Consider the following 26,492-nt stretch of genomic DNA (forward strand, 5'->3'; position numbering starts at 1 on the left):
TCAGACGATTCCCGAAACTGTTTCATAATTCCTCCATTTTTCTCCCTTATTGGCTGGCTACACTAGTATCATTCCGCGAAACGTTTCAGGAAGAGAAACTCTTAACGATGAAAGGCAGTTATAAATCCCGTTGGGTAATCGTAATCGTGGTGGTTATCGCCGCCATCGCCGCATTCTGGTTCTGGCAAGGCCGCAATGAACCCCAGAGCGCAGCACCAGGTGCAACGAAACAAGCGCAGCACCCACCTGCGGGGGGGCGCCGTGGTATGCGTTCTGGCCCTTTAGCGCCTGTTCAGGCAGCGACTGCCGTGGAACAGGCGGTTCCGCGTTATCTCACCGGGCTTGGCACTATTACCGCGGCTAACACCGTTACGGTGCGCAGTCGCGTAGATGGTCAACTGATGGCGTTACATTTCCAGGAAGGCCAGCAGGTAAAAGCAGGCGATTTACTGGCAGAAATTGACCCCAGCCAGTTTAAAGTTGCATTAGCACAAGCCCAGGGGCAACTGGCAAAAGATAAAGCCACGCTTGCCAATGCCCGCCGTGATCTGGCGCGTTATCAGCAACTGGCAAAAACCAATCTCGTCTCTCGTCAGGAACTGGATGCCCAACAGGCGCTGGTCAGTGAAACCGAAGGCACCATTAAAGCCGATGAAGCGAGCGTCGCCAGCGCACAACTGCAACTCGACTGGAGCCGGATTACTGCGCCAGTCGATGGTCGTGTTGGCCTGAAGCAGGTTGATGTTGGTAACCAAATCTCCAGTGGCGACACGACCGGGATTGTTGTGATCACCCAGACGCATCCTATCGATTTGCTCTTTACTCTGCCGGAAAGCGATATCGCTACCGTAGTGCAGGCGCAAAAAGCCGGAAAACCGCTGGTGGTAGAAGCCTGGGATCGCACCAACTCGAAGAAATTAAGCGAAGGCACGCTGTTAAGTCTGGATAACCAAATCGATGCCACTACCGGTACGATTAAAGTGAAAGCACGCTTTAATAATCAGGATGATGCGCTGTTTCCCAATCAGTTTGTTAACGCGCGCATGTTAGTCGACACCGAACAAAACGCCGTGGTGATCCCCACCGCCGCCCTGCAAATGGGCAACGAAGGCCATTTTGTCTGGGTACTGAATAGCGAAAACAAAGTCAGCAAACACCTGGTGACGCCTGGCATTCAGGACAGCCAGAAAGTGGTGATCCGCGCAGGTATTTCTGCGGGCGATCGCGTGGTTACGGATGGAATTGATCGCCTGACCGAAGGGGCGAAAGTGGAAGTGGTAGAAGCCCAGAGTGCCACCGCTCCGGAAGAGAAAGCCACCAGCCGCGAATACGCGAAAAAAGGAGCGCGCTCCTGATGCAGGTGTTACCCCCAAGCAGCACAGGCGGCCCGTCGCGCCTGTTTATTATGCGTCCTGTCGCCACCACGCTGCTGATGGTGGCGATCTTACTCGCCGGGATTATCGGTTATCGCGCCCTGCCCGTTTCGGCGCTGCCGGAAGTGGACTATCCGACCATTCAAGTGGTCACCCTCTACCCTGGAGCCAGCCCGGATGTCATGACCTCTGCCGTTACCGCGCCGCTCGAACGCCAGTTCGGGCAGATGTCTGGTCTGAAACAGATGTCGTCGCAAAGTTCCGGCGGTGCGTCAGTTATCACTTTGCAGTTCCAGCTAACATTACCGCTGGATGTCGCCGAGCAGGAAGTACAGGCCGCGATTAACGCTGCGACCAACTTGTTGCCGAGCGATCTGCCTAACCCGCCGGTTTACAGCAAAGTGAACCCGGCAGATCCGCCGATCATGACGCTCGCTGTCACCTCAACCGCCATGCCGATGACCCAGGTGGAAGATATGGTGGAAACCCGCGTCGCGCAGAAGATCTCGCAGATTTCCGGCGTCGGGCTGGTGACGCTTTCCGGCGGCCAGCGTCCGGCTGTTCGCGTCAAACTTAACGCTCAGGCAATTGCCGCCCTCGGCCTGACCAGCGAAACCGTGCGTACCGCTATTACCGGCGCTAACGTTAACTCGGCAAAAGGTAGCCTCGACGGCCCTTCCCGCGCGGTCACGCTTTCCGCGAATGACCAGATGCAATCCGCCGAAGAGTATCGCCAGCTAATCATCGCCTACCAGAACGGCGCGCCGATTCGTCTGGGCGATGTCGCAACCGTAGAGCAAGGTGCTGAAAACAGCTGGCTCGGCGCATGGGCGAACAAAGAACAGGCCATTGTGATGAATGTTCAGCGCCAGCCCGGTGCTAACATTATCTCTACCGCCGACAGCATCCGGCAGATGCTGCCACAGCTTACCGAGAGTTTGCCGAAATCGGTGAAGGTGACGGTACTTTCTGACCGTACCACCAATATCCGCGCATCAGTCGATGATACCCAGTTTGAACTGATGATGGCTATCGCGCTGGTCGTCATGATTATCTACCTGTTTTTGCGCAATATTCCGGCGACCATCATTCCCGGTGTTGCTGTACCGCTGTCGTTAATCGGCACTTTCGCGGTTATGGTGTTTCTCGATTTTTCAATCAATAACCTGACGCTGATGGCGTTAACTATCGCCACCGGATTCGTGGTCGATGACGCCATCGTGGTGATCGAAAATATTTCCCGCTATATCGAAAAAGGCGAAAAACCGTTGGCGGCGGCGCTCAAGGGCGCAGGCGAAATCGGCTTTACCATTATCTCGCTGACCTTCTCACTGATTGCGGTGTTGATCCCACTGCTGTTTATGGGCGATATCGTCGGGCGACTGTTCCGCGAATTTGCTATTACTTTGGCAGTCGCGATTTTGATCTCAGCCGTGGTGTCGCTGACCCTGACCCCGATGATGTGCGCGCGGATGCTCAACCAGGAGTCGCTGCGTAAACAGAACCGCTTCTCCCGTGCCTCGGAGAAAATGTTCGACAGGATAATCGCCGCCTATGGTCGTGGACTAACGAAAGTGCTGAATCATCCGTGGCTGACCTTAAGCGTGGCGCTCAGCACGCTGCTGCTTAGCGTACTGCTGTGGGTGTTCATTCCGAAAGGTTTCTTCCCGGTACAGGATAACGGCATTATTCAGGGCACCCTGCAGGCACCGCAATCCAGCTCCTTTGCCAATATGGCCCAGCGGCAACGCCAGGTCGCGGATGTGATTCTGCAGGATCCTGCGGTGCAAAGCCTGACCTCATTTGTGGGCGTTGATGGCACTAACCCGTCGCTGAACAGTGCGCGTTTACAGATCAACCTCAAACCGCTGGATGAACGTGATGATCGGGTGCAAAAAGTCATCGCCCGTCTGCAAACGGCGGTGGATAAAGTGCCGGGCGTCGATCTCTTCCTGCAACCAACGCAGGATCTGACTATTGATACCCAGGTCAGTCGCACCCAGTACCAGTTTACCTTGCAGGCAACCTCACTGGATGCGCTCAGTACCTGGGTGCCACAGTTGATGGAAAAACTCCAGCAGCTACCACAGCTTTCTGATGTCTCCAGCGACTGGCAGGACAAAGGGCTGGTGGCGTATGTCAATGTTGATCGCGACAGCGCCAGCCGTCTGGGGATCAGCATGGCGGACGTCGATAACGCCCTGTACAACGCGTTTGGTCAGCGGCTGATTTCCACCATTTATACTCAGGCCAACCAGTATCGCGTGGTGCTGGAGCACAACACCGAAAATACCCCAGGCCTCGCGGCACTGGATACCATTCGCCTGACCAGCAGCGACGGTGGCGTGGTGCCGTTAAGCTCAATTGCCAAAGTTGAACAGCGTTTTGCGCCGCTTTCCATCAACCATCTGGATCAGTTCCCGGTAACGACAATCTCCTTTAACGTGCCGGATAACTATTCGCTGGGCGATGCGGTGCAGGCGATTATGGACACCGAGAAGACGCTGAATCTGCCGGTGGATATCACCACGCAGTTCCAGGGTAGCACCCTCGCCTTCCAGTCGGCGCTGGGCAGCACTGTCTGGCTGATTGTCGCGGCGGTGGTGGCGATGTATATCGTGCTCGGCATTCTTTACGAAAGCTTTATTCATCCGATCACCATTCTCTCGACGCTACCCACCGCAGGGGTCGGCGCGCTGCTGGCATTAATGATTGCCGGTAGCGAACTGGATGTGATTGCGATTATCGGCATTATTTTGCTGATCGGTATCGTGAAGAAGAACGCCATCATGATGATCGACTTCGCGCTGGCTGCCGAGCGCGAGCAAGGCATGTCGCCGCGCGATGCCATCTACCAGGCTTGTCTGTTGCGTTTTCGTCCTATCCTGATGACCACTCTGGCGGCTCTGCTTGGCGCGCTGCCGCTGATGTTGAGTACCGGGGTCGGCGCGGAACTGCGTCGTCCGTTAGGTATCGGCATGGTCGGTGGTCTGGTTGTCAGCCAGGTACTGACGCTGTTTACCACGCCAGTGATTTATCTGCTGTTCGACCGCCTGGCATTGTGGACCAAAAGCCGCTTTGCCCGTCATGAAGAGGAGGCGTAAGTGAAGTTTTTTGCCCTCTTCATTTACCGCCCGGTGGCGACGATTTTACTGTCGGTCGCCATTACCCTGTGCGGCATACTGGGCTTCCGTATGCTGCCGGTCGCCCCGCTACCACAGGTCGATTTTCCGGTGATTATGGTCAGCGCCTCGCTGCCCGGTGCATCGCCAGAAACAATGGCGTCTTCCGTTGCCACGCCGCTGGAGCGCTCACTTGGGCGCATTGCCGGGGTCAGTGAAATGACCTCCAGCAGTTCGCTCGGCAGCACGCGCATTATTTTGCAATTTGATTTTGACCGGGATATCAACGGCGCGGCGCGCGATGTGCAGGCGGCGATTAACGCCGCGCAAAGTCTGCTACCCAGCGGGATGCCCAGCCGTCCGACCTATCGCAAAGCGAACCCGTCGGATGCGCCAATTATGATCCTCACGCTAACCTCCGATACTTATTCGCAGGGTGAATTGTACGATTTCGCCTCAACGCAACTGGCTCCGACGATTTCGCAAATCGACGGCGTCGGTGATGTCGATGTCGGCGGCAGCTCGCTGCCCGCCGTGCGCGTCGGGCTGAACCCGCAGGCGCTGTTTAATCAGGGCGTCTCGCTGGACGACGTGCGCACTGCCATCAGCAATGCCAACGTGCGTAAACCACAGGGGGCGCTGGAAGATGATACCCACCGCTGGCAGATCCAGACTAACGATGAGCTAAAAACCGCCGCTGAATATCAGCCGCTGATTATTCATTACAACAACGGCGGCGCGGTTCGTCTGGGCGATGTGGCGACGGTGACCGACTCAGTGCAGGATGTACGTAACGCCGGGATGACCAACGCCAAACCGGCTATTTTGCTGATGATCCGCAAGCTGCCGGAAGCCAATATTATCCAGACGGTAGACAGCATCCGGGCAAAATTACCGGAGTTGCAGGAGACCATTCCGGCGGCGATTGATCTGCAAATTGCCCAGGATCGCTCCCCCACCATTCGCGCCTCGCTGGAAGAAGTCGAGCAAACGCTGATTATCTCGGTGGCGCTGGTGATTCTGGTGGTCTTTTTATTCCTGCGCTCGGGTCGCGCCACTATTATTCCCGCCGTTGCGGTGCCGGTTTCGCTGATTGGTACGTTTGCGGCGATGTACCTGTGTGGTTTCAGTCTCAATAACCTGTCGTTAATGGCGCTCACCATCGCTACTGGTTTCGTGGTGGATGACGCCATCGTGGTGCTGGAAAACATTGCCCGTCATCTGGAAGCGGGGATGAAACCGCTACAGGCCGCGCTGCAAGGTACTCGCGAAGTCGGTTTTACGGTGCTGTCGATGAGTCTGTCACTGGTGGCGGTGTTCCTGCCGTTGCTGCTGATGGGCGGTTTGCCGGGCCGCCTGTTACGCGAGTTTGCCGTGACGCTTTCTGTCGCCATTGGTATTTCGTTGCTGGTTTCTCTGACATTAACGCCGATGATGTGCGGCTGGATGCTGAAAGCCAGCAAGCCGCGTGAGCAAAAGCGACTGCGTGGTTTTGGTCGCATGTTGGTAGCCCTGCAACAAGGCTACGGCAAGTCGCTGAAATGGGTGCTGAATCATACCCGTCTGGTGGGCGTGGTGCTGCTTGGCACCATTGCACTGAATATCTGGCTGTATATCTCGATCCCGAAAACCTTCTTCCCGGAGCAGGACACCGGCGTGTTGATGGGCGGGATACAGGCGGATCAGAGTATTTCGTTTCAGGCAATGCGCGGCAAATTGCAGGATTTCATGAAAATTATCCGTGACGATCCGGCAGTGGATAATGTCACCGGCTTTACCGGCGGTTCGCGGGTGAACAGCGGGATGATGTTTATCACCCTCAAGCCACGCGGCGAACGCAGCGAAACGGCGCAGCAAATTATCGACCGTCTGCGGGTGAAACTGGCGAAAGAACCGGGGGCGAATCTGTTCCTGATGGCGGTACAGGATATTCGCGTTGGCGGACGTCAGTCGAACGCCAGTTACCAGTACACGTTGTTATCCGACGACCTGGCGGCACTGCGCGAATGGGAGCCGAAAATCCGCAAAAAACTGGCGACGTTGCCGGAACTGGCGGACGTGAACTCCGATCAGCAGGATAACGGCGCGGAGATGAATCTGGTTTACGACCGCGACACCATGGCACGGCTGGGAATCGACGTGCAGGCCGCCAACAGCCTGTTAAATAACGCCTTCGGTCAGCGGCAAATCTCGACCATTTACCAGCCGATGAACCAGTACAAAGTGGTGATGGAAGTGGATCCGCGCTATACCCAGGACATCAGCGCGCTGGAAAAAATGTTCGTTATCAATAACGAAGGCAAAGCGATCCCGCTGTCGTATTTCGCTAAATGGCAACCGGCGAATGCCCCGCTGTCGGTGAATCATCAGGGATTATCGGCAGCCTCGACCATCTCTTTCAACCTGCCGACCGGGAAATCGCTCTCGGACGCCAGTGCGGCAATCGACCGCGCAATGACCCAGCTAGGTGTACCTTCTACCGTGCGCGGCAGTTTTGCCGGCACGGCACAGGTGTTCCAGGAGACGATGAACTCACAGGTGATCCTGATTATCGCAGCGATCGCCACGGTGTATATCGTGCTGGGTATCCTTTACGAGAGTTACGTACATCCGCTGACGATTCTCTCCACCCTGCCTTCTGCGGGCGTTGGAGCGCTGCTGGCGCTGGAGCTGTTCAATGCCCCGTTCAGCCTAATCGCCCTGATAGGGATTATGTTATTAATCGGCATCGTGAAGAAAAACGCCATTATGATGGTCGATTTTGCGCTTGAAGCCCAACGGCACGGTAACCTGACGCCGCAGGAAGCTATTTTCCAGGCCTGTCTGCTGCGTTTTCGCCCGATTATGATGACTACCCTGGCGGCGCTGTTTGGCGCGCTGCCGCTGGTGTTGTCGGGCGGTGACGGCTCGGAACTGCGGCACCCCCTGGGGATCACCATTGTCGGCGGTCTGGTAATGAGCCAGCTCCTGACGCTGTATACCACGCCGGTGGTGTATCTCTTTTTCGACCGTCTGCGGCTGCGTTTTTCGCGTAAACCTAAACAAACGGTAACCGAGTAAATGACAGAACTTCCCGACAGCACCCGCTGGCAATTGTGGATTGTGGCTTTCGGCTTCTTTATGCAGTCGCTGGACACTACCATCGTTAACACCGCCCTTCCCTCAATGGCGCAAAGCCTGGGGGAAAGCCCGCTGCATATGCACATGGTCATCGTCTCTTATGTGCTGACCGTGGCGGTGATGCTGCCCGCCAGCGGCTGGCTGGCGGACAAAGTCGGCGTGCGCAATATTTTCTTTACTGCCATAGTGCTGTTTACCCTCGGTTCACTGTTCTGCGCGCTTTCCGGCACGCTGAACGAACTGTTGCTGGCACGCGCGTTACAGGGCGTGGGCGGCGCGATGATGGTGCCGGTCGGAAGGCTTACGGTGATGAAAATCGTACCGCGCGAGCAATATATGGCGGCGATGACCTTTGTCACGTTACCTGGTCAGGTCGGCCCACTGCTTGGTCCGGCGCTCGGCGGCCTGCTGGTGGAGTACGCCTCCTGGCACTGGATCTTTTTGATCAACATTCCGGTAGGGATTATCGGTGCTATCGCCACGCTGATGTTAATGCCGAACTACACCATGCAAACGCGGCGCTTCGATCTCTCCGGATTTTTATTGCTGGCGGTTGGCATGGCGGTCTTAACCCTGGCGCTGGACGGCAGTAAAGGTACAGGTTTATCGCCGCTAACCATCGCCGTGCTGGTAGCTGTGGGCGTGGTAGCCATTGCGCTTTATCTACTGCATGCCAGAAACAATCACCGCGCCCTGTTCAGCCTGAAACTGTTTCGCACCCGCACCTTTTCGCTGGGCCTGGCGGGGAGTTTCGCCGGACGTGTCGGCAGCGGCATGTTGCCCTTTATGACGCCGGTTTTCTTACAGATTGGCCTCGGTTTCTCGCCGTTTCATGCCGGATTGATGATGATCCCGATGGTGCTCGGCAGCATGGGGATGAAGCGAATTGTAGTGCAGGTGGTTAACCGTTTTGGTTACCGTCGGGTGCTGGTGGCAACCACGCTTGGCCTCTCGCTGGTCACCCTGCTATTTATGACCACCGCGCTGCTGGGCTGGTACTACGTTTTGCCGTTCGTCCTGTTTTTACAAGGGATGGTCAACTCGACGCGTTTCTCCTCCATGAACACCCTGATGCTGAAAGATCTGCCGGATAATCTGGCGAGCAGCGGCAACAGCCTGCTGTCGATGATTATGCAATTGTCGATGAGTATCGGCGTCACTATCGCCGGGCTGTTGCTGGGGCTTTTTGGTTCGCAGCATGTCAGCGTCGACAGCGGCACCACACAAACCGTCTTTATGTACACCTGGCTTTGCATGGCGTTTATCATCGCCCTTCCGGCGTTCATCTTTGCCAGAGTTCCGAACGATACGCATCAAAACGTGGCTATTTCGCGGCGCAAAAGGAGCACTCAATGAAGTTCTGGCGGCCCGGTATTACCGGCAAACTGTTTCTGGCGATTTTCGCCACCTGCATCGTCTTGCTGATCAGTATGCACTGGGCTGTGCGTATTAGTTTTGAGCGTGGATTTATTGATTACATCAAACATGGCAATGAGCAGCGACTGCAAATGCTTGGCGATGCTCTGGGCGAACAGTATGCGCAGCATGGTAACTGGCGCTTCCTGCGCAACAACGATCGCTTTGTGTTTCAGATCCTGCGTTCATTTGAGCATGATAATTCGGAAGACAAACCCGGCCCTGGGATGCCGCCGCACGGCTGGCGCACCCAGTTCTGGGTAGTTGATCAAAACAACAAAGTTCTGGTTGGTCCGCGCGCCCCCATTCCGCTGGACGGCTCGCGACGGCCAATTTTGGTAAATGGTACGGAGGTTGGCGCGGTGATCGCCTCACCCGTTGAACGGCTGACCCGCAATACTGATATCAATTTCGATAAACAACAGCGGCAAACCAGCTGGCTGATTGTCGCCCTGGCAACGTTACTCGCGGCGCTCGCCACCTTTCTGCTGGCGCGTGGTCTTTTGGCCCCGGTCAAACGGCTGGTGGACGGCACGCACAAACTGGCGGCGGGCGATTTCACAACCCGCGTGACGCCCACCAGTGAAGATGAACTGGGCAAACTGGCGCAAGACTTCAACCAGCTCGCCAGCACTCTAGAGAAAAACCAGCAAATGCGGCGCGATTTTATGGCCGATATTTCTCACGAACTGCGTACGCCATTAGCGGTGCTGCGCGGTGAACTGGAAGCCATTCAGGATGGCGTGCGCAAATTCACGCCGGAGACGGTGGCGTCTTTACAGGCGGAGGTCGGTACACTGACCAAACTGGTTGACGATCTCCATCAGTTGTCGATGTCTGATGAAGGCGCTCTCGCCTATCAAAAAGCACCGGTAGATTTGATCCCACTGCTGGAAGTGGCGGGAGGCGCATTTCGCGAACGATTCGCCAGCCGTGGCCTGAAACTGCAATTTTCCCTGCCAGACAGTATTACCGTTTTTGGCGATCGCGACCGTTTAATGCAGTTGTTCAATAACTTACTGGAAAACAGCCTGCGCTACACTGACAGCGGCGGCAGCCTGAAAATCTCTGCCGAGCAGCACGACAAAACGGTGCGCCTGACCTTTGCCGACAGTGCGCCTGGTGTCAGTGACGATCAACTACAAAAATTGTTTGAGCGTTTTTATCGCACCGAAGGTTCCCGCAACCGTGCCAGCGGCGGTTCCGGGCTGGGGCTGGCGATTTGCGTTAACATCGTTGAAGCACATAATGGCCGCATTCTTGCCGCCCATTCGCCTTTTGGCGGGGTAAGCATTACAGTAGAGTTACCGCTGGAACGAGATTTACAGGGAGAAGCATGACCGAGTTACCCATCGACGAAAACACGCCACGCATTTTAATCGTGGAAGATGAACCCAAGCTGGGGCAGTTGCTCATTGATTATCTGCGTGCTGCGAGCTATGCGCCGACGCTTATCAGCCACGGCGATCAGGTACTGTCGTACGTGCGCCAGACGCCGCCGGATCTGATCCTGCTGGATCTGATGTTACCAGGCACCGATGGTCTGACGCTGTGCCGGGAAATTCGTCGTTTTTCTGATGTCCCAATTGTGATGGTGACGGCGAAAATCGAAGAGATCGATCGCCTGCTGGGGCTGGAAATTGGTGCTGATGACTATATCTGCAAGCCTTACAGTCCGCGAGAAGTAGTAGCGCGCGTTAAAACCATTTTGCGCCGCTGCAAACCGCAGCGCGAGTTACAACAACAGGATGACGAAAGTCCGTTGATTATCGACGAAGGCCGTTTTCAGGCTTCATGGCGTGGCAAAATGCTCGATCTGACACCCGCGGAATTTCGCCTGTTGAAAACGCTCTCCCATGAACCTGGTAAAGTATTCTCGCGCGAGCAATTGCTCAATCATCTTTACGACGACTACCGCGTGGTAACCGACCGAACTATCGACAGCCACATTAAAAACCTGCGTCGCAAACTAGAATCTCTCGACGCCGAACAGTCATTTATCCGTGCCGTTTACGGTGTCGGTTACCGTTGGGAGGCTGACGCCTGCCGTATTGTTTAATCTGTTCCTTATGATGGCAGTCTCAAATTACGACGCGGACCGTTTCCTCGCCCACTGAGTATTATTACCCTCTCTGAAAAAGAGAGGGATAAAGCCGCGCTTGTATTCAGATTTCAGCATATTTATCAGTAATCTTCCCCATGCTTTAGAGGGTATTCCCCTGATTGGCAACCACCTGAATATCACCCATACTTAAATCGTTACATACTGTTTTCGATACGCAATTTCAAGCAAGGAGTCAATATGGCTGGTTGGTTTGAACTTAATAAGAGCAGTGATAATCAGTTCCGTTTTGTGTTAAAAGCGGGGAACGGAGAAACCATTCTCACAAGCGAATTGTATGCCTCAAAAGCCTCTGCGGAAAAGGGCATCGCCTCGGTACAAAGCAACAGTCCGCAGGATGAACGCTATGAGAAAAAAACAGCGAGCAACGGCAAGTTTTATTTCAATCTGAAAGCGGCCAATCATCAGATAATTGGCTCCAGCCAGATGTATGCTACCGCTCAATCACGCGAAGTCGGAATTGCCTCTGTAAAAACCAATGGCGTAAGCCAGACGGTGAAAGATAAGACTTAATCATTGTGCCGGACGCGGATGACGCGTCCGGCTTTATTTCTAATAAACACTGACTTATTGATGTTAAGGATTAATCCGCGCCATTAAAATAATGGGAGGATAAGCTTCATATTAGGTGAAGGAATTTTTGTTCTTCTTTTTGAACGCCACGTTATTTATTTCCTGCAAGTGCCGAAGAAATTATCGTCATTCGTATCCTTAACCAAAACCAGGATGCTACCAGACATTTACACTGGAGCCACCCCCACCGATTGCGCTACAATGCCCGCCCTTAAAGTGGGGACACTCCCCTAACCGCTTCATCAGGTGAAGCGGATCTGACCTGTCATCAGAACGAGAGAATTATGTTTAAACCGGAACTCCTTTCCCCGGCGGGAACGCTGAAAAATATGCGTTACGCTTTTGCTTATGGCGCAGATGCTGTTTATGCGGGCCAACCGCGTTACTCCCTTCGTGTGCGCAACAATGAATTCAACCACGAAAATCTCCAGCTCGGCATTAACGAAGCCCATGCGCTGGGGAAAAAGTTTTATGTCGTGGTCAACATTGCGCCGCACAACGCTAAGCTGAAAACCTTTATCCGTGACCTGAAACCGGTGGTGGAAATGGGGCCGGATGCGCTAATTATGTCCGATCCAGGGCTAATTATGCTGGTGCGTGAGCACTTCCCTGAAATGCCAATCCACCTCTCAGTGCAGGCTAATGCCGTAAACTGGGCGACGGTAAAATTCTGGCAGCAGATGGGCCTGACCCGCGTGATCCTCTCCCGCGAACTGTCGCTGGAAGAGATTGAAGAGATCCGCAATCAGGTGCCGGATATGGAACTCGAAATCTTCGTTCACGGCGCACTGTGCATGGCCTACTCCGGCCGCTGCCTGCTCTCGGGCTACATTAACAAACGCGACCCGAACCAGGGAACCTGCACCAATGCCTGCCGCTGGGAGTACAACGTACAGGAAGGTAAAGAAGATGACGTTGGCAACATCGTTCACAAGTACGAGCCGATTCCTGTGCAAAACGTTGAGCCTACGCTGGGTATTGGTGCGCCAACAGACAAAGTGTTTATGATCGAAGAGGCCCAGCGTCCGGGCGAGTATATGACCGCGTTTGAAGACGAACACGGCACTTACATCATGAACTCGAAAGATCTGCGTGCCATCGCCCACGTTGAGCGCCTGACCAAAATGGGCGTGCATTCGCTGAAAATCGAAGGCCGTACCAAATCTTTCTACTATTGTGCACGCACCGCGCAAGTTTATCGTAAGGCTATCGATGACGCAGCTGCAGGCAAACCGTTCGACACCAGCCTGCTGGAAACGCTGGAAGGCCTGGCACATCGCGGCTATACCGAAGGTTTCCTGCGCCGCCATACGCATGATGATTATCAGAACTACGAATACGGTTATTCCGTTTCTGACCGCCAGCAGTTTGTTGGTGAGTTTACCGGTGAGCGTAAAGGCGACCTCGCGGCGGTAGCAGTTAAAAACAAATTCTCCGTTGGCGACAGCCTTGAGCTGATGACTCCACAGGGCAATATCAACTTTACCCTTGAGCATATGGAAAACGCCAAAGGCGAAGCGATGCCGGTTGCGCCGGGCGATGGTTATACTGTGTGGATCCCGGTCCTGCAGGATCTCGAACTGAATTACGCGCTGCTGATGCGTAATTTCTCTGGGGAAACCACGCGTAACCCGCACGGTAAGTGATTAATTTCGACTATTTTTCCCAGATAGAAAATTCTTAGAAACCGATCACATACAGCTGCATTTATTAAGGTTATCATCCGTTTCGCTGAAAAACATAACCCATAAAATGCTAGCTGTACCAGGAACCACCTCCTTAGCCTGTGTAATCTCCCTTACGCAGGCTTATTTTTTGCCTCACGACTTTCATCCTGTTCTGACACCACCTTCTCTTTTCTGCTCTACACTTTCTTAAGATCAATAATAAAGGCATACGACGATGGCCGATTTTCCCGCCAGTTTGCTGATTCTTAACGGCAAAAGTGCTGACAATGAAACATTGCGCGAAGCGATTATGCTGTTGCGTGAAGAAGGAATAACGATCCATGTACGAGTCACCTGGGAGAAAGGTGATGCCGCGCGTTTTGTGACTGAAGCGCGCCAACTTGGCGTCGCAACGGTGATAGCAGGCGGTGGCGATGGCACCATTAATGAAGTCTCCACGGCGTTGATACATTGTGAAGGCGATGACATTCCTGCTTTGGGGATTTTGCCGCTAGGTACAGCGAATGATTTCGCCACCAGCGTGGGGGTCCCTGAGGCGCTGGATAAAGCGTTGAAACTGGCGATTGCCGGTAACGCTATTGCGATTGATATTGCGCAGGTTAACAGGCAAACCTGTTTTATCAATATGGCAACGGGCGGCTTTGGAACGCGCATCACCACCGAAACACCTGAGAAGTTAAAAGCCGCACTAGGGGGCGTCTCTTACATCATTCACGGATTAATGCGCATGGACACGTTACAACCAGATCGTTGTGAGATCCATGGTGAAAATTTTCACTGGCAAGGAGATGCCCTGGTTATTGGCATTGGCAACGGACGTCAGGCCGGTGGCGGACAGCAGTTGTGCCCTACTGCGCTGATTAATGATGGCTTGTTGCAGCTGCGTATCTTCACCGGAGATGAAATTCTACCTGCCCTTGTTTCTACATTAAAACCTGATGAAGAAAACCCGAATATCATCGAAGGCGCTTCGGCGTGGTTCGATATCCAGGCCCCCCATGAAATCACCTTTAATCTTGATGGTGAACCGTTGAGTGGACAAAACTTTCATATTGAAATACTTCCAGCGGCGCTGCGTTGCCGATTACCACCGGATTGTCCATTATTGCGTTAATCAAATTATTCTCTCTTGAATTAGGGAGAGTCAGTTATGCCGGATGCGGTGTAAACACCGTATCCGGCATACAAACTGAACAGATGAGTGCTACACCGTAATTAATTTCACCCGCGTCTTCTGCAATGCCATTTTATCGACTTCTGATACCGCATCATCGGTAATAATAATATCGATTTTTTCGATCGGCAGTACCTGATTAAATCCACGACGGTTAAATTTTGTTGAGTCGAGAACTGCGATAACTTTATTCGCTGCTGTCACCATAGCACCGCTAATGGAATAACCTTCATTAAATGTTGTAATACCATTAACTGCATCAATCCCATCAGCCCCCACAAACATTAAATCCGCATTAATATCCTGCAGGGAACGTTCAGCAATAGAGCCATGCATAGATCGCGTTTTATGGCGCACCGTACCACCACAAACCACCAAAGTGATGTCTTTATTTTCAGAAAGGGTAAATGCAGCAGGAAGACTATTGGTGATCACCGTGATATTTTTAGCTGTCATTAACCCTTCAGCGATAAGCATTGTCGTGCTTCCGCTATCGAGGATAACCGTCATTCCTTCATGGATCATTTTTACTGCCGCCTGCGCAATTCTGTTTTTCGGTGCGCTGGCTAACTGAAATCGCTCTTTAAACCCGACTTCCTGGGTCTCGGTTTCACTATTACCGGACATTATTTTCGCTGCACCGCCATGAAAGCGCGTTACCACGCCTTTTTGTTCGAGAAAGCGCAAATCGGCTCGAATTGTCGCTTCCGATGCAGCAAATATTCCCGCCAGATCCTGAACAAGCGCGGTTCCTTGTTCATTCACTAATTGGATGATCTTATTCCTTCGCTCGAATGAATTCATCGTCATTTACCCATATTCAATTGTGACTAGTGTAAACGAAGGGGGACCATTGGTGAATGATCTGTTTTGCACAATACCGGGCCAGCATCACGCTGGCCCGCGGTTTCAGGGAATGAGTAACACTTTACCCGGCATGGTATTGCGGGCGATGTCACGCACCGCCTGGGCGAAGCTTTCAAAGCCGCCACGGTGAGCGATTAACGGCTCCAGACTTAACTTTCGTTCTGTCAGCAACCGGCTTGCCGTTTCCCACTCCTGCCCAGGCCACGGGCTTGAGTAGTTCATCCAGCTACCGATAACCGTCAGCTCTTTACGCAATATTTTGCCAAACGTTGCCGATGTTAAATGCAGATCCTGATGTAACGTTCCCACCAGGGCCAGTTGTGCGTGAGGCCCGGCGATTTCCACCCCCAGTTCGACGGTTTGTGGCACGCCCGCTGTCTCAAGGATCAGCTGGTTGAAGCGCAGTTCGCGTAAAACGGCCTGTATTTGCGGCGCGCTCATTTCGCTACTGTTAAATGTTTGCGTAGCGCCGAAGGATTTTGCCAGTGCCAGTTTTTCTGGGCTAATGTCGATAGCCGTCACACTCTTTGCTCCAAGCGCAACAGCGCACTGGATCGCCAGCAGGCCAATGGTTCCGGCACCAATAATAATAACGTTTTTATTCTCACACCCTTGTGCTAAATGGAAAGCATGCAGGCCAACGGTAATCGGTTCAATAAAAGCACCATCCTCAATAGGCATATCCTCAGGTAGTGCAAAGACATTGTTTCGCTTAACCACAATATATTCGGAAAATCCGCCATCACGTCGCGAACCAATAAAATCATATTTCGCACACTGAGAATAATAGCCTTTCAGGCACTCCGGGCAATGAAAACAAGGTAATAACGGCACACAGGCAACCGCATCGCCAGGTTGTAAATCATTAACATCGGCCCCCACCGCATCGATATATCCGCTAAATTCATGGCCTAACGTTATTGGATAATAATGGGCACCATTTTTAAATATTCTGGGCAAGTCGGAACCACATATCCCTGAGCTGGCAATTTTTACCCGTACCTCGTCCTGATGGTTGATTTCGGGCATGACTCGTTCTTCAACTCGCACGATACCATCAGTATCATTAACAACTGATTTCATAAAAGCTCCAGATTGGTTAAGGGGGATATTCTCCCCCTCAGGTAAAAATTATTCTGCGAGAACGGCTTTCTCTTGTTTAATAAAACCACGCGCTCTACGCCAGGTCATGAAAATACCGGTGAGATAAATGGCGCCGATAATAATGAAACCGGGAATATTTTGCGGGGAGAAAAACTGAATCAATAACCAGGTAATGGGTGAACCGCCCTGATCCATCGAAGCTACCATGCCTCCGGCTTTTAATGCGCCAGCATTGGCAGCCAGTTGGGTGTGCAGACCAATAGTTTGCGTCGCAATCCACAGGGTGATGCTCATAATGATCACACCAGAAATTAAGGTGCGGAACAGGTTTCCACGATGCACCGCTACTGCCATTGCCACAAAGAAGCCAATGGTTGCAAGGTCGCCAAACGGCAGCACCTGATTACCCGGAACACATACCGCAATCAGAATGGTGAGCGGGATAAAAATCAGGCTGGCCGACACCACCGCCGTATGCCCCAGCAGCAATGCCGGATCCAGACCAATCAGAAACTCCTGGCCGCCAAATTTCGCCTGCAAACGGCTGCGAGCCTGCTTCGCAATAGGTGTTAAGCCATCCATAATAGGCTTGATCACTCGAGGCATCAGCAGCATAACGGCCGCCGTTTTTACTGCCAGTTGCAATACGCCTTTGACGTCGTAACCCGCGAGAATACCGATGATCAGCCCCATCACAAATCCCACGGTGACCGGTTCACCAAAGGGTCCAAATTTGCGCTGGATATCATCAGCACTAAATTTAATCTGGTTAACACCAGGGATTTTTTCAATGATGGCATCGACCACCACCGCTATCGGCCCCATATACGCCGACGTACCATGCGGAATGGCAATACCTTCCAGTTCAAAGAAATCACGGGTATCACGGGCAAACCAGTCGCCGAGTTTATAAACAAATGCTGCGTGAATCACCACGCCCGCGATCCCAATCATCCATGAACCGGTCGCAAGATGCAGCAACGCACCGGTGAAGGTCATATGCCAGATATTCCAGATATCGACATTCACCACACGCGTCATACGCGTGAGCAGCATCGCCACGTTAACCAGAATCGCAATCGGAATCGCCACAAGCGCAATTTGCGATGCCCAGGTCATGGGTGAAGACCCCGGCCAGCCGACATCGACCACATGGAGATTTAAGTCGAAATTTTCCGCCATCGCTTTCGCCGCTGGGCCAATGGAATCCAGCATTAAGCCAATCACCAGGCCGATGCCAACAAAGCCAATCCCGATGTGCAGACCCGCTTTAAAGCAATCGCCTGCTTTCATACCTAATATTTTGGAAAATATGATAATAACAATCGGCAACATGACCGTGGGGCCAAGGTCGAGGATATAACGCATGACTTCTGAAAACATAGGTCACCCCTGTAAAATTGTCAGAATCTTGTTTTGTAATGCTTCGATACCTACACCAGAAACAAAAGGCATACCGTGAACTAACGGAATATCGCCAAAATTGCGATCAACTCTGGCGGTAGTACAAATAAGATGTACACCATCCATATAGGTTTCTATTTCATTAACCCGACACTGGATTAATTCAATGGAGATATTATGGCTATGACACAACTCTTTAATTTCTTCCGCCGCCATCGTAGAGGTCGCAACCGCGCCTCCGCAAGCGACAATTATCTTGCGTTTCATAATCAATCCTTTTTATTGGTACAGAGGTATTTGGTTATTCGGAATCTAAAATATACTGTGTAAAATATTCCTTTAATTGTGCGTCAGAAATAGTGATTAGCGTTTCAACGATATCAGGTTGCTGCAACTTGCCAAATAAGCACCGCAAAAGCCTCAGTTGCTGCTGCGGATTTTCGACAATCAGCGCGATAATCAACGACACCGCCACGTCGTTATCATCATCGGCTTGCTGAAACTTAATTTTATTCGCCGGTCTTAATAGATAAATAGCTGATGATTTGGCGTGAATTGCCTCACAGTGCGGTATGGCGATAGCGTGCTGCTCAAGCAATATCCCGGTGGGAAATTCCGCCTCTCTGGCAATTAATGCCTGCGGCCAGGAGTCATGAACTACGCCTTGCGCGACCATTTCATTGCCGATATGGGTCAGTGCTTCACTGCGATCGGCAAAAGAAATCCCGCTGCGAACAAAGAGCTTTGTCATATACCGTCCTTATTATTCTGCACAACCATAACGATAGGCGCGTAAAACATCATAAATTTTATCCATTATCAGCTGATGCGGTATTGCAGATAATTCCCCGGCCTGAATGCGCTCAAATTGTTTCGGAAGATACTGACTAACTATTCCCAGCGGGATTTCCACGCCTTCCAGATTCGCCATCATCGTTTCGACGCTATTTTTAATCCGGTTATGCGGCCAGTAATAACGAATACGATCCGAAAGACTGTAACGAATATCCAATAATGAATCGTTAAAACCCGTACGATAATATTTTTTCCAGTATTGTGGTTCGTCAAGCATCACTTCTTCAATCACGTCCAGACAGCCGCTGCGATTTTCCGGGGCAATAAGTTCCTTTTCAATTTGTGCCAGCGCAAATATCGCCTCACGTAAAGCAAAGGTTAATGCGGGACCGACTTTCAATATTGCAAAGTGATCGCGGACTAATTCCCAATAAGCCGTCCGGGTCTGGTAATCGGTAGAATGTGCTTCATAAACCATTTTGCTGTTGATTATCCATTCGGCCAATGCCTGCGCTTCTTGCGCCTGATAATGGATAATATTGCTATGGTCAAACTCCACTCCAGGTTGCACCACGATGGCAATCACGCGCGTTAACGCCTCTGCCAGGCCATGGGCAATAAACGCTTTTTGATGCGTGCGTAACGTATTCGCGGCATCTTCTACCCGAGTGATGTGTACAGACTGAATGGCGCTGGCCTCACCGCCCGGAACTGGAACTTCGGTGCCAATAACATAGGTCAATTGCTCACGCTGACAATCTGTCGCCACGCTTTCCGCCGCGTGGCAGAGTACAGCGGCACGTTCAGCAACCGTTTCTGGGGCTAACGGCACGGGGTCGCCAGCGCAGGACATTGACGCATCAAGATGAATTTTACTGAAACCTGCGCGAACATATGCCTTTACCAGCTCGACGGATTTTTCCATCGCCGCATCCGCGCTTTCCTGCTGCCAGCAATTCGGCCCCAGATGGTCGCCACCGAGAATAATGCGCTCACGTGCAAATCCGACTTTATCGGCAATCGCCAAAACAAATTCGCGAAAGTCTGCCGGTGTCATTCCGGTATAACCGCCAAATTGATTGACCTGGTTTGACGTTGCTTCAATCAGCACTTTGCGCGTGCTGTTGCGATCAAATGCCAGCGCCGCTTCGATAACCAACGGATGGGCAGAACAGACTGAACATATGCCGATATGTTCACCGGCTTTATGCCGGGCAATTAACGTTTTCATTGTTTTTCCTTGTTAAATGGCAGGTGCGTTATGCCCTGCCCTCACAGCCACAATCGGCGATAACTTTGCTCACGACATCGCGCATCGCTAATTTGGCTGGTTGCAAATAATCCCGGGGGTCGGTTGCTTCGGGGTGCTCGGTCAGGTAATTTTTTAACGCCTGCGAGAAGGCATTTTTCAGCTCCGTTGCAACGTTGATTTTGCATATCCCCAGTTTGATGGTTTGCTGAATATCCTTAGTCGATAATCCTGACGCGCCATGCAGCACCAGCGGTAAGTTCACCCACTGGCGAATATTCTCCAGTCGAGAAAAATCAAGCGCCGGTGCGCTGGCATACATCCCATGAGCCGTGCCGATGGCGACCGCCAGGGAATCAATTCCGGTTGCCTCGGCAAATTCACGCGCCTGAACGGGGTTGGTGTACAACGCATCGGCTTCATTGACTTGCACATCATCTTCCTGGCCGCCAAGTTGCCCCAGCTCCGCTTCAACGCTGACATCAAAGCGATGGCAAAAATCCACCACCTCTTTGACTTGAGCAATGTTTTGCGCATAAGGCAGATGCGAAGCGTCAATCATCACCGAACGCACGCCGGAGCGGACTTTCTGAGCTATATCGTCAAATTTCGTGTGATGGTCGAGATGAATCGCCAGTGGATGGTTGTATTGCTTCGCCATTGCGCTGACCAGCGCCAGTAGGTTTTCTGTTCCAGCATGAGTAAAAGTGCCAGGCGTTCCGGCGATGATGACCGGTGCCTGCAGGTTGGCAGCGGTTTCCACCACCACTTGCATCGTTTCGAGATTGTGAATATTGAATGCCGGAACCGCGTAACCGCCGCGCTGCGCGTTGTTCAGCATCTGCTTTGTCGATACCACGTACATTTTCATATCCTGTCGTTTGTTTTCGATTTCAAAATATAATGAAATGATTTGTTTTTAAATGTCGAGATAACGATCACAAAAACAACAATATGAAAATTAATCGAGGAATGAAAGGCAAAAAAAAACGGCCTCCCGGAGGGAAGCCGCAACAAAGTGCGCGTGGTTTTATGCAGGATGCGGCGTAAACATATGTGGCAGCGCTGTGTAGGCATGATAAGACGCTTCAGCGTCGCATCAGGCATAGGTTGCCGGATGCGGCGTAAACGCCTTATCCGTCCTACGGGGTAGTGCCGTTCGTATCAGGCGATAGTAATTTTGCTATCGAGATAAACGTCCTGCACGGCGTTAATCAGTCTTACACCGTCAGCCATCGATTTCTTGAACGCCTTACGTCCAAGAATCAGCCCCATTCCGCCTGCGCGTTTGTTGATAACCGCAGTACGCACTGCATCGCTGAGGTCAGTTTCACCGCCTGCAGCACCGCCAGAGTTTATCAACCCGGCCCGGCCCATATAGCAGTTAGCTAACTGATAACGCACCAGATCAATCGGGTTTTCGCTTGTTAACTTGCTGTAAACGCGATCGTCGGTATAACCGTAATTAATCGCTTTATAGCCGCCGTTATTTTCCGCCATTTTTTGTTTGACGATATCTGCACCTATGGTTGCCGCCAGATGGTTCGCCTGACCGGTCAGGTCGGCGGAAACATGGTAATCAACGCCATCTTTCTTAAAGGCTGAGTTACGCAAATAGGCCCACAGCACAGTCACCATGCCCAGCTCGTGCGCGCGTTCAAAGGCCGCAGAAATTTCTTCAATCTGACGACGTGACTCTTCCGAGCCAAAATAGATGGTCGCACCAACCGCCACCGCCCCCATATTGAACGCCTGCTCCACGCTGGCATACAACGTTTGATCATAGGTATTCGGGTAACTTAGCGTCTCGTTGTGATTGAGTTTGACGAGGAATGGAATGCGGTGCGCGTAACGCCGCGATACCGATGCCAGCACGCCGTAAGTTGACGCCACACAGTTGCAGCCCGCTTCGATCGCCAGTTCCACAATGTTTTTCGGGTCAAAGTAGAGCGGGTTAGCTGCAAATGAAGCCCCGGCAGAATGCTCGACGCCCTGGTCAACCGGCAGAATAGAAAGGTATCCTGTGCCGGCCAGACGCCCGGTGTTGTAGAGCGTCTGCATATTACGTAACACCGCTGGCGGACGATTATTGTCAATCATCACGCGGTCTACGTAATCATGTCCGGGGAGATAAAGCTGGTCAGAAGGAATAGTCATACAACGGTGCTGTAAAAGGTTGTCGGCGTCTTTGCCAAGCAACTGCGCAATATCTGTCATTACTATGCTCCCGTAAATTCCGATTGGATATCGGCTATGGATTGTCCTGGCCCACCTTTTGTGCGGGCAATGATAATCCTGGTCCTTACGGGCTGGTTTTTCCATCTTGTGGATATTTTTTCAGCGTTTTCTGTTGGCACGATTCATCAGAAAAAGTGTTACAGCGGTCAAGCTTTCACCGCAAAGGTATTTAAAAGGTATTATTAAGTGGTATTGTCATCTCGTACCTTACATTACCTGTCATGAAGGAATTAAAAGATGAAAACAACAGCAAAGCTGTCGTTCATGATGTTTGTTGAATGGTTTATCTGGGGCGCGTGGTTTGTGCCATTGTGGTTGTGGCTAAGTAAAAGCGGTTTCAGTGCCGGAGAAATTGGCTGGTCCTATGCCTGTACCGCCATTGCGGCGATCCTGTCGCCTATTCTGGTTGGCTCCATCACTGACCGCTTTTTCTCGGCGCAGAAAGTACTGGCTGTATTGATGTTCGCCGGTGCGGTGCTGATGTATTTCGCCGCGCAACAAACCACCTTTGCCGGGTTCTTCCCGTTACTGCTAGCCTACTCACTGACCTATATGCCGACCATTGCGCTGACTAACAGCATCGCGTTTGCTAACGTTCCGGATGTGGAGCGTGATTTTCCACGCATTCGCGTACTGGGGACTATAGGCTGGATTGCCTCTGGTCTGGTTTGCGGATTCCTGCCTCAGATGCTGGGATATGACGATATCTCACCGACCAATATTCCGCTGTTAATTACCGCCGGAAGCTCCGCATTGCTCGGTGCGTTTGCCTTGTTCCTGCCAGACACGCCGCCAAAAAGCACCGGCAAAATGGACATTAAAGTCATGCTCGGCCTGGATGCGCTGATACTGCTGCGCGATAAAAACTTCCTCGTCTTTTTCTTCTGTTCATTCCTGTTTGCGATGCCGCTGGCGTTCTATTACATCTTTGCCAACGGTTATCTGACCGAAGTAGGCATGAAAAATGCCACCGGCTGGATGACGCTAGGCCAGTTCTCTGAAATCTTCTTTATGCTGGCATTGCCGTTTTTCACCAAACGCTTTGGTATCAAAAAGGTATTATTGCTTGGTCTGGTCACCGCCGCGATCCGCTATGGCTTCTTTATTTATGGCAGCGCGGATGAATATTTTACCTACGCGTTACTGTTCCTCGGCATTTTGCTGCATGGTGTAAGTTACGATTTTTACTACGTTACCGCCTACATCTATGTCGATAAAAAAGCACCGGTGCATATGCGTACCGCCGCGCAGGGGCTGATCACGCTCTGCTGCCAGGGCTTCGGCAGTTTGCTCGGCTATCGGCTTGGTGGCGTGATGATGGAGAAGATGTTCGCTTATCAGGAACCGGTAAACGGGCTGACCTTCAACTGGGCCGGGATGTGGACTTTCGGCGCGGTGATAATTGCCATTATCGCCGTGCTGTTCATGATTTTTTTCCGCGAATCCGACAACGAAATTACGGCTATCAAGGTCGATGATCGCGATATTGCGTTGACACAAGGGGAAGTTAAATGAAAACAGAACGTATTCTCGGTGCTCTTTATGGGCAGGCGTTAGGGGATGCGATGGGGATGCCCTCCGAGCTTTGGCCACGCAGCCGCGTTAAAGCACACTTTGGCTGGATTGACCGTTTTCTGCCTGGACCAAAGGAGAATAACGCGGCCTGTTATTTTAACCGCGGCGAATTTACCGACGACACCTCGATGGCGCTGTGTCTGGCGGATGCGTTACTGGAACGTGAAGGCAAGATCGACCCGGATCTGATTGGGCGTAATATTCTCGACTGGGCGCTGCGTTTCGACGCCTTTAACAAAAACGTACTAGGTCCGACCTCGAAGATTGCTCTCAACGCCATTCGCGACGGTAAACCTGTTGCTGAACTGGAAAACAATGGCGTGACCAACGGCGCGGCAATGCGCGTCTCGCCATTAGGTTGTTTGCTTCCGGCGCGTGATGTTGATTCCTTTATTGATGATGTGGCGCTGGCGTCCAGCCCGACCCATAAATCCGATCTGGCGGTTGCGGGCGCGGTAGTCATCGCATGGGCGATTTCTCGTGCCATTGACGGAGAAAGCTGGTCAGCGATTGTAGATTCACTGCCTTCAATTGCGCGACATGCCCAGCAAAAACGCATCACCACCTTCAGCGCTTCACTGGCGGCGCGTCTGGAGATTGCGCTGAAAATTGTGCGCAATGCCGACGGCACCGAATCCGCCAGCGAACAGCTTTACCAGGTCGTTGGCGCAGGTACCAGCACTATTGAGTCCGTTCCGTGCGCCATTGCGCTGGTTGAACTGGCACAAACCGATCCGAACCGTTGCGCCGTCCTGTGCGCCAATCTTGGCGGTGACACAGACACAATCGGTGCCATGGCGACGGCAATTTGTGGCGCGTTGCATGGCGTTAACGCTATCGATCCTGCGTTAAAGGCGGAACTGGATGCGGTAAATCAGCTTGATTTCAACCGCTATGCCACAGCGCTGGCGAAATATCGTCAACAACGGGAGGCGGTATGAGCGGCGCTCGATTACACACGCTGCTGCCTGAATTAACTACGCGTCAGCCGGTTATGGTGATTGGCGCGGCGGTCATTGATGTGATCGCCGACGCCTACGCCCTGCCCTGGCGCGGGTGTGATATCGAACTGAAACAGCAGAGCGTTAACGTTGGCGGCTGCGCACTGAATATTGCCGTGGCGTTAAAGCGCCTCGGCATCGAAGCTGGCAATGCCCTGCCGCTCGGCCAGGGGGTGTGGGCGGAGATTATTCGCAACCGGATGGCAAAAGAGGGCTTAATCAGCCTGATCGATAACGCCGAAGGTGATAACGGCTGGTGTCTGGCGCTGGTTGAGCCGGATGGCGAACGTACTTTTATGTCATTCAGCGGTGTGGAAAATCAGTGGAATCGCCATTGGCTGGCGCGATTAACCGTTGCGCCTGGCAGCCTGCTCTATTTTTCCGGTTATCAACTGGCCTCGCCCTGCGGCGAATTGTTAGTGGAATGGCTGGAAGAGCAGCAAGACGTGACGCCGTTTATCGATTTTGGCCCACGTATTGGCGATATCCCGGATGCATTACTGGCGCGGATCATGGCCTGTCGACCTTTAGTGTCACTCAATCGTCAAGAGGCTGAGATTGCCGCCGAACGTTTTGCTTTATCCGCAGAGATAACAACACTTGGCAAGCAATGGCAGGAGAAATTTGCCGCGCCGTTGATCATTCGTCTCGATAAAGAGGGCGCATGGTATTTCAGCAACGACGCTTCTGGCTGCATTCCGGCATTTCCAACGCAAGTTGTCGACACCATTGGGGCGGGCGACAGTCATGCCGGTGGCGTACTTGCCGGGCTGGCTTCTGGTCTGCCACTGGCGGATGCCGTATTACTGGGCAATGCAGTGGCGTCGTGGGTTGTCGGGCATCGGGGCGGTGATTGTGCGCCAACGCGCGAGGAACTACTCCTCGCACACAAAAACGTATAGATCGCTGCGACAGTGGCTAATGCTGTACTCAATAGGCCGTTGCTGTTGGTCAAGCGCCACTTGCTTGATCACCAGCACCGGTATTTTGCTATCTAACTGAATATGTGACTGAAACTCGGCATCCGGCATCCGGGCGCTAACGCGGGAACGGGTGCGTTGTGGGTAGATGTGCTGGCTGCGGAAGTAGTCATAAAGTGAAATACCGATGGCATCAACATCATGAATTAAATGCGCCGGAACCCATGATTCCTCAATCGATACCGCTTCTTCATCCACATAACGAATACGCTTCAACAAAAAGACATCACTGCCCACTTCGACCGCCAGCTGCTGCGCGACTTCTTCAGGGCATTTAACCACTCGCTTGTTAACCCACAGCGTATCGGGCTTTTTCCCGCGCAATACCACCTGCTGAGAAAAACCTCGCGCTTCTTTCAGCGAGTATTCGAAAATGTTGTTGATCTGCGTGCCGTAGCCGCGCGAACGCGTCACTACGCCCTCTTCTTCCAGCGCCTGCATCGCCTTGCGCACCGTAATACGCGAAACGCCAGTTAACTGACTTAAATCGCGCTCGCCGGGTAAAATATTGCCATGCTCCAGCACCCCGCTACGCACGGCATTTTTTACCGTTTCGGCAAACTTAATATATAGCGGCGTGTTGTCCGCCGCTAAAATACGTTCGTTCAGTTGGGCGATAAGCTGGGTATGCGCTTGTTCCATTTGTCTTTTTCCTGCCGGGAGTCTGGTAGGAGTATATCACTGCTTCTTA

Annotated in this window: 21 protein-coding genes; 12 read left to right on the plus strand and 9 right to left on the minus strand. The window is 52.4% G+C overall.

From position 1 onward, the window contains the following. Positions 1-107: 107 nt before the first annotated feature. The 9 genes from mdtA (at position 108) to yegS (ending at position 14,528) form a co-directional block, all read left to right on the plus strand. A complete protein-coding gene (mdtA, locus tag D9742_RS09940) occupies positions 108-1,355 on the plus strand; it encodes a multidrug efflux RND transporter subunit MdtA (RefSeq protein ID WP_001537267.1) in 1,248 nt (415 codons plus the stop codon). Further along, the gene (mdtB, locus tag D9742_RS09945) at positions 1,355-4,477 is read left to right on the plus strand and encodes a multidrug efflux RND transporter permease subunit MdtB (RefSeq protein WP_130236792.1); all 3,123 of its coding nucleotides are present in this window, start codon (positions 1,355-1,357) and stop codon (positions 4,475-4,477) included. The genes mdtA and mdtB overlap by 1 nt, the downstream gene beginning before the upstream one ends. Further along, complete coding sequence (mdtC, locus tag D9742_RS09950) at positions 4,478-7,555, plus strand: multidrug efflux RND transporter permease subunit MdtC (RefSeq protein WP_130236793.1); 3,078 nt, start codon at positions 4,478-4,480, stop codon at positions 7,553-7,555. It begins immediately after the preceding gene. Further along, positions 7,556-8,971 (plus strand): MFS transporter, encoded by a 1,416-nt coding sequence (locus D9742_RS09955; RefSeq protein WP_130236794.1) that lies wholly within the window; start codon positions 7,556-7,558, stop codon positions 8,969-8,971. It begins immediately after the preceding gene. Beyond that, positions 8,968-10,371: a two-component system sensor histidine kinase BaeS gene (gene baeS, locus D9742_RS09960; protein WP_130236795.1), complete on the plus strand. Its 1,404-nt coding sequence runs from the start codon at positions 8,968-8,970 to the stop codon at positions 10,369-10,371. Before D9742_RS09955 ends, baeS begins: the two co-directional genes overlap by 4 nt. Further along, positions 10,368-11,090 carry a two-component system response regulator BaeR gene (gene baeR / locus D9742_RS09965; RefSeq protein ID WP_130236796.1) on the plus strand — a complete coding sequence of 241 codons (723 nt, stop codon included), beginning with the start codon at positions 10,368-10,370 and terminating at the stop codon, positions 11,088-11,090. Before baeS ends, baeR begins: the two co-directional genes overlap by 4 nt. A 243-nt stretch (positions 11,091-11,333) precedes the next feature. Further along, the gene (locus tag D9742_RS09970; protein ID WP_064526966.1) at positions 11,334-11,666 is read left to right on the plus strand and encodes a YegP family protein; all 333 of its coding nucleotides are present in this window, start codon (positions 11,334-11,336) and stop codon (positions 11,664-11,666) included. Positions 11,667-12,010: 344 nt separating this feature from the next. Then, entirely contained in the window at positions 12,011-13,372 is a 1,362-nt protein-coding gene (gene yegQ, locus D9742_RS09980; RefSeq protein WP_130236797.1) for a tRNA 5-hydroxyuridine modification protein YegQ, read from the plus strand. A gap of 256 nt (positions 13,373-13,628) precedes the next feature. Next, the gene (yegS, locus tag D9742_RS09985) at positions 13,629-14,528 is read left to right on the plus strand and encodes a lipid kinase YegS (protein WP_130236798.1); all 900 of its coding nucleotides are present in this window, start codon (positions 13,629-13,631) and stop codon (positions 14,526-14,528) included. 90 nt (positions 14,529-14,618) lie between these two features. Here the strand turns inward: yegS and D9742_RS09990 are convergent, their stop codons facing one another. The 8 genes from D9742_RS09990 to fbaB all read right to left on the minus strand — a co-directional run bounded on the left by D9742_RS09990 (position 14,619) and on the right by fbaB (position 22,224). After that, positions 14,619-15,392 (minus strand): DeoR/GlpR family DNA-binding transcription regulator, encoded by a 774-nt coding sequence (locus D9742_RS09990; protein ID WP_205712871.1) that lies wholly within the window; start codon positions 15,390-15,392, stop codon positions 14,619-14,621. A gap of 105 nt (positions 15,393-15,497) precedes the next feature. Beyond that, positions 15,498-16,538 carry a galactitol-1-phosphate 5-dehydrogenase gene (gatD, locus tag D9742_RS09995; RefSeq protein ID WP_130236800.1) on the minus strand — a complete coding sequence of 347 codons (1,041 nt, stop codon included), beginning with the start codon at positions 16,536-16,538 and terminating at the stop codon, positions 15,498-15,500. Between the two features lie 48 nt (positions 16,539-16,586). Beyond that, positions 16,587-17,942 (minus strand): PTS galactitol transporter subunit IIC, encoded by a 1,356-nt coding sequence (locus D9742_RS10000; protein ID WP_130236801.1) that lies wholly within the window; start codon positions 17,940-17,942, stop codon positions 16,587-16,589. Between the two features lie 3 nt (positions 17,943-17,945). Beyond that, positions 17,946-18,230 (minus strand): PTS galactitol transporter subunit IIB, encoded by a 285-nt coding sequence (gene gatB, locus D9742_RS10005; RefSeq protein ID WP_130236802.1) that lies wholly within the window; start codon positions 18,228-18,230, stop codon positions 17,946-17,948. 34 nt (positions 18,231-18,264) lie between these two features. Then, positions 18,265-18,714, minus strand: coding sequence for a PTS galactitol transporter subunit IIA (gene gatA, locus D9742_RS10010; protein ID WP_130236803.1), 450 nt, complete (start codon positions 18,712-18,714; stop codon positions 18,265-18,267). A gap of 12 nt (positions 18,715-18,726) precedes the next feature. Continuing rightward, entirely contained in the window at positions 18,727-19,989 is a 1,263-nt protein-coding gene (gene gatZ / locus D9742_RS10015) for a tagatose-bisphosphate aldolase subunit GatZ (RefSeq protein WP_130236804.1), read from the minus strand. Between the two features lie 28 nt (positions 19,990-20,017). Beyond that, positions 20,018-20,872 (minus strand): tagatose-bisphosphate aldolase subunit GatY, encoded by an 855-nt coding sequence (gene gatY, locus D9742_RS10020; protein WP_130236805.1) that lies wholly within the window; start codon positions 20,870-20,872, stop codon positions 20,018-20,020. Positions 20,873-21,171: 299 nt separating this feature from the next. Beyond that, on the minus strand, positions 21,172-22,224 hold the full coding sequence (gene fbaB / locus D9742_RS10030; RefSeq protein ID WP_130236806.1) for a class I fructose-bisphosphate aldolase: 1,053 nt from the start codon (positions 22,222-22,224) through the stop codon (positions 21,172-21,174). Between the two features lie 258 nt (positions 22,225-22,482). Here fbaB and D9742_RS10035 point away from each other — a divergent pair, with 258 nt between their 5' ends. The 3 genes from D9742_RS10035 to D9742_RS10045 are packed head-to-tail and all read left to right on the plus strand — an operon-like array spanning position 22,483 to position 25,723. Then, positions 22,483-23,760 carry a nucleoside permease gene (locus tag D9742_RS10035; protein ID WP_130236807.1) on the plus strand — a complete coding sequence of 426 codons (1,278 nt, stop codon included), beginning with the start codon at positions 22,483-22,485 and terminating at the stop codon, positions 23,758-23,760. Continuing rightward, a complete protein-coding gene (locus D9742_RS10040; RefSeq protein WP_072686638.1) occupies positions 23,757-24,761 on the plus strand; it encodes an ADP-ribosylglycohydrolase family protein in 1,005 nt (334 codons plus the stop codon). Before D9742_RS10035 ends, D9742_RS10040 begins: the two co-directional genes overlap by 4 nt. After that, positions 24,758-25,723, plus strand: coding sequence for a carbohydrate kinase family protein (locus D9742_RS10045; protein ID WP_130236808.1), 966 nt, complete (start codon positions 24,758-24,760; stop codon positions 25,721-25,723). Before D9742_RS10040 ends, D9742_RS10045 begins: the two co-directional genes overlap by 4 nt. Here the strand turns inward: D9742_RS10045 and D9742_RS10050 are convergent. Continuing rightward, positions 25,697-26,443 carry a GntR family transcriptional regulator gene (locus tag D9742_RS10050; RefSeq protein ID WP_130236809.1) on the minus strand — a complete coding sequence of 249 codons (747 nt, stop codon included), beginning with the start codon at positions 26,441-26,443 and terminating at the stop codon, positions 25,697-25,699. The genes D9742_RS10045 and D9742_RS10050 overlap by 27 nt on opposite strands. Positions 26,444-26,492 lie beyond the last annotated feature (49 nt).

Source organism: Escherichia sp. E1V33 (genome assembly GCF_004211955.1).
GTDB lineage: Bacteria > Pseudomonadota > Gammaproteobacteria > Enterobacterales > Enterobacteriaceae > Escherichia.